The 4,985-nt window shown below is 35.3% G+C and carries 4 protein-coding genes; 2 read left to right on the forward strand and 2 right to left on the reverse strand.

What is annotated here, in order from left to right; genetic code table 11:
- Positions 1 to 1,189: IS256 family transposase (locus J5J05_RS11920; protein ID WP_208560834.1), on the reverse strand; the 1,189-nt coding region annotated here is incomplete at its 3' end.
- 184 nt (positions 1,190 to 1,373) lie between these two features.
- Positions 1,374 to 2,570 (reverse strand): DNA (cytosine-5-)-methyltransferase, encoded by a 1,197-nt coding sequence (dcm, locus tag J5J05_RS11925; RefSeq protein WP_208560893.1) that lies wholly within the window; start codon positions 2,568 to 2,570, stop codon positions 1,374 to 1,376.
- A 112-nt stretch (positions 2,571 to 2,682) separates the two neighbouring features.
- Here dcm and J5J05_RS11930 point away from each other — a divergent pair, with 112 nt between their 5' ends.
- Positions 2,683 to 3,591, forward strand: coding sequence for a type II restriction endonuclease (locus J5J05_RS11930; protein ID WP_208560894.1), 909 nt, complete (start codon positions 2,683 to 2,685; stop codon positions 3,589 to 3,591).
- Between the two features lie 233 nt (positions 3,592 to 3,824).
- Positions 3,825 to 4,904 (forward strand): IS30 family transposase, encoded by a 1,080-nt coding sequence (locus tag J5J05_RS11935; protein WP_208559143.1) that lies wholly within the window; start codon positions 3,825 to 3,827, stop codon positions 4,902 to 4,904.
- The last annotated feature ends 81 nt before the right edge of the window (positions 4,905 to 4,985 follow it).

Here is a 4,985-nt window from a genome sequence, read left to right on the forward strand (position 1 = left end):
ATCTCTCTGCTAGTATTCCAAACATTTCCCATAGTTCTGCTTCTGCTTGTTGGAAACCGCGGTGGCTTCGGGTTAAAAATTTTTGGTTATACAGATCAAAATTTGAGACTAAAAAGCGATCCATGGATTCTTCATTCTGAAATTGTTCTTTACGCCGACTGTATTTTTTGATTTGTTTGTTAAAAGACTCAATCAAATTAGTGGAATACAAGCTCCTACGGATCGAAACAGGAAAGTCATAGAACGTCAGTAAACTGTCGTTCTCTAAGACCGCTTTGGTTACTCTAGTGTAACTGGTGTGCCATTTCTCTGTAAAATCAAGCCGAGCTTCGATCGCCTTTTCCCGTGAGTCTGCTTGGTAAACAGCTTTGAAGTCTTCACATACTTCTCTGCGATCAACTACACGTACTTTACTAGCGATATTGCGAGAAACATGAACACAACAGTGTTGATAAGCAGCCTGAGGAAATGCTTGATGAATCGTATCTTTTATTCCTTTAAGACCGTCGGTCACAAAGAGGAGAACGGATTTAACACCACGGCTAATCAAGTCTTCTAATAGCTCTTTCCATGTAACAGTAGATTCATTGGGGGCAATGGCATAACCGAGTACTTCTTTGGCACCATCTGGACGGATTCCAACTGCTATATGAATGGCTTCTTTGTCTACAGTTTTACGTTTTAAGGGAATGTAGGTAGCGTCAAGATATATAGCGGCATAATGATCATTTAGTGGACGTTTTTTAAAAGCAGCCACTTCTTCAGAAAAGACTTTTGTCATGTTGGACATCGTCTGCGGCGTATAGTGATGACCATACATTTTCTCGATCAAATCGGCAATTTCAGACATCGTAATCCCTTTTCGAAAGAGATGAATAATCGTTTCTTCCAGCGTTTCATTGGTTCTTTTATATGCAGGAAGCGTCTGTTGTTTAAATTCACCATTACGATCACGTGGAATCTGAAGCTGAAGTTCACCATATTCTGTTTTGACCGTACGGTCATAGGTGCCGTTGCGAGAGTTACCTGAATGGAAACCAATACGATCATACTTCTCATAATCTAAAAAGACGGTCAATTCCGTTCTTAAGAGTGTATTAACGGCCAATTCTAGATGAGAACGAAATAATTCATTTAAATCACCTTTTGTAGCTAGAGTCTGTAAGATATCTGTAGTAAGATTGTTCATAGGGAAGTCCTCTTTTCTGTGAATGTAGTGTGGTAACTCTATTCTACAGAAGGGGCTTCCTTTTTTCTATTTACACAAGATATTTTACACTCTCAAAAAAATATTCATCACTTAAATCTATATTTAAGTGATGTTTAATAAACATTAATATAATTAAATGAAGTTTCAAATAACCATATTTTCATCAATTATCTTTACCACTCGCATCTAGAACATTCAATATAGATTTAGCAACTGCTTGAACAACTGGTACACATACTGAATTACCAAATTGTTTGTATGCTTGTGTATCAGAGACGGGAATAATGTATTCTTCAGGAAATCCTTGAAGTCTTGCAGCCTCACGTGGCGTAATTTTTCTAGGATTACTCCCTTTTTGTTCGATTAAAATTTCGCTGCCATCTTTATAATATCTTGCAGATAAAGTATTAGTGTAATGGCTATCTTCATTAAATAGCGTAAATCCAAATCCGTTTCCCTTTAATTTGTGTTCCTCTTTTCTACGTTGGTGTCCTTTCCAAAGCTTATCAGAGATTGTGTATTTATCATTAACTTTTATATCTAAAATTTCTCCAACTTTTGTTTCTGTTTTTGGTGGTATTGGTGCGGAAAAATCAGCAAAATTTCTCACTTTATCTTTCTTAAATCCTACAATATAAATGCGCTCTCTATTTTGGGGAACTCCAAAATCTTTAGCTTTATATAGAAGTGGATAAACTTCATAACCTAGATCTGTAAGTACTTCTTCAATAACTTTGAACGTTTTTCCTTTATCATGGCTTCTTAAATTTTTAACATTTTCTAATAAAAAAGCTTTAGGTAGTTTCTCTTTGATGATACGCACAATATCAAAGAACAAAGTTCCACGAGTATCATTAAAACCCTTTTTTAAGCCTGCTTGGGAAAATGCTTGACATGGAAAACCGCCTACTAAGATATCATGATCAGGTACATCTTTTTCATCGATTTGAGTAATATCTCCATGTGGAATTTCCCCAAAATTTGCTAAATAGGTCTTTTGAGCAAATTTATCCCACTCTGAGCTAAATACTGACTTTACATTATTATTTAATTGAAAGCCCAAACGGGTACCTCCAATGCCAGCAAAAAGATCAATCATGTTATACTTGGCATCTTGAGGATTACTAAATGGTGCTTCCTCTGGAAAAGATAGAATGGCGTCTAACTCTAATTTGGAAGGAGTTGTTTCTCCACATTCCCATCTTCTAATCGTGCGATCTCCGTATTTAGATAGCCCAACTGCATCTGCTAGTTCTTTCTGTGTCATATTTAAACGTTCTCGCTTATTTGATATAAGTTTTGAAATATCATTATTTTCTATAGATTTTTCATCTTTCTCTGTTAAAATTGAATTATACATTATGCCCTCCGGTTTTTGTGTCAAAAAAAGGTCAAACTGTCCTTTCTTTGACACTATATCATCGCTTTGATGATTTTGTCAATGACCAATATTTGAAAAGGAGCTATTATTTATGGATTTAAATACTTTTAAAGATCTAGTCAAAAGCGAACGAATTTCTGCAATGCCAAGTCCTTATAAATTAACTTTAGAAAGTTTTGAATTGTTAAAATTTAACGAACAAAATGAAAATTTTTTTCTGAATGAAGCAAGTTTTATTGTGGAAGAATTAAGAACCTACAATTGGAAGAAATTTACAGAAATAGAAGACTATTTCTCCGGTAAGATGTATGAGCAACTTATTGATCCATCAGCAATAAATAATGTATCAAATAAAGATGCTATAAAATGGTTTGTAAATGAATATCCTTCTCATATATATTCATTATCTTTATCAAATACTCAAAGCAGACGAAGTAGAGCAGGGAAAGAATTCGAAACTATAATAGAGTTGATCTTGATGGGAGCAAATATACCGTTCGATACTCAAGGTTCAATCGGTAGTGGGGTATTTGAATCTAAGAAATTATCTAAATTAGTTGACTGTGTTAGCCCGGGTGCCATTGAATATAAGATAAATAAGCGCAATACATCTCTTATTTCAGCCAAAACTACATTGCGTGAGCGTTGGCAAGAGGTTGGTGATGAAATGTCTAGGACTAAAGCTAGAGAAATGTATTTAGTAACTCTCGATCCAAATATTTCCCAAAACGTAACTAAACTAATTAATGCTAATAATATTGTGTTAGTTACTACTAAAAGTAATAAAAAATATAATTATGAAAAAAATCCCCACGTTATGACTGTTGAGGATATGCTTGAAGAACTAAAAACCAAAGCGTTAACTTGGACAGCTAGTAACTACTCAACTGAAGAATTGGCAGAAAAGATTCGAAGTTTAGATTCTCAATATACCTTTCAAACAAATTCTTTTATAAAAAGTTACTATGAGAATCAGTTAAATCTATTCTCTGAGAATTAAAATAGAAATTCCAAATTATCTAGTATTCACTATTACTATTTTTTAGACAAATTAATTAAGCGGAAATCTCCTATTATACTATGCTTAAAACCACTATATTAATTTTAAAAGAATAATTTCGCTGGATTTTATAATGAAGTTAGCCACTTAGGCTAACCCACAAAAAAAACGCCATGTGAATTTCATGTTATATTGAAGTTACCGCTAACTCTCAATAGACAGGATGAATTCACATGACGCACTCTAACGATAACATATCAGCACGTAAGGGAAAACACTTATCTCATTCAGAACGTTCTCAAATTGCTATTTTAAAGACTCAGAAGTACTCCAATCGTCAAATTGCAAAGGCATTAGGATGTGCCCCGCAAACCATTAATAGCGAAATCTGTCGTGGAACCATTACGCAACTTAATCGGCAAAAACAAAACGGTAAAGTTTACGACTACTATACAACTCTCTACGATCCCGATGCCGGACAAGCAGCTTACGATAAACTACGGTTGAACTGTGGCCGTCGGCCAAAATGGGCTGATACGGATGCCTTTATTGAGTGGGCAGATGATAAATTGTTACAGGAAAAGTGGTCTCCAGATGTAGTCATTGGATTTGCGAAGACACATGACTTGTTTGACTCATCTATTATTCCCTGTACAACGACGCTCTATGGATGGATTGACAAAGGCATTATGAGAACAAAGAATATGGATCTACTCGAAAAACTATCGCGTAAACCAAAAGATACTACTTATAGAAGCCGAAGAAACAAGCGAATGCTAGGCCAATCTATTGAACAAAGACCCGCAGAAATTGATAACCGGCAGACCTTTGGTCACTGGGAAGTTGATACAGTTGTTGGAAACAAAACAAAAACCGATTCGGTTTTATTGACGTTAGTTGAACGTCAAACACGCTTTGAAATCATCCTTAAACTCAATGGTAAAGATATAGAATCTGTCAATCAGGCAATCAGTCAATTACGATATCGAGCCGGTGATACGTTCTCTAAAGTATTTAAGACCATCACTTCTGATAATGGATCTGAATTTGCCGGTCTTCATGAGGCACTTCACGAGACACTTGATGTGTACTTCAGTCATCCTTATGCTTCGTGGGAAAGAGGAACAAGCGAGAACCAGCATAAATTTATTCGCCGATTTATTCCAAAAGGAAAAGCTATCAATCAATTTAGTGAAACACAATACTTGAGAATCCAGCAATGGATGAATGACTATCCTCGGAAAATACTTGGATATAAAACACCACATGACTGTTTTGCCAATGCTCTGCGCTCTTTGTCCCAAGCAACCTGAGCACGTTAGTGCTTATCAAATAACAAGTGACGTCTTCCAATAACAAATTAAACAATCAGTTGCGGCTATCTTTTTAAACTA

This window comes from Marinilactibacillus kalidii (assembly GCF_017599325.1).
GTDB classification, from domain to species: domain Bacteria; phylum Bacillota; class Bacilli; order Lactobacillales; family Carnobacteriaceae_A; genus Marinilactibacillus; species Marinilactibacillus kalidii.

Coding starts and splice junctions, on each gene's coding strand:
- dcm (WP_208560893.1), bottom strand. CDS start 2,570: ATGTATAATTCAATTTTAACAGAGAAAGATGAAAAATCTATAGAAAAT.
- J5J05_RS11930 (WP_208560894.1), top strand. CDS start 2,683: ATGGATTTAAATACTTTTAAAGATCTAGTCAAAAGCGAACGAATTTCT.
- J5J05_RS11935 (WP_208559143.1), top strand. CDS start 3,825: ATGACGCACTCTAACGATAACATATCAGCACGTAAGGGAAAACACTTA.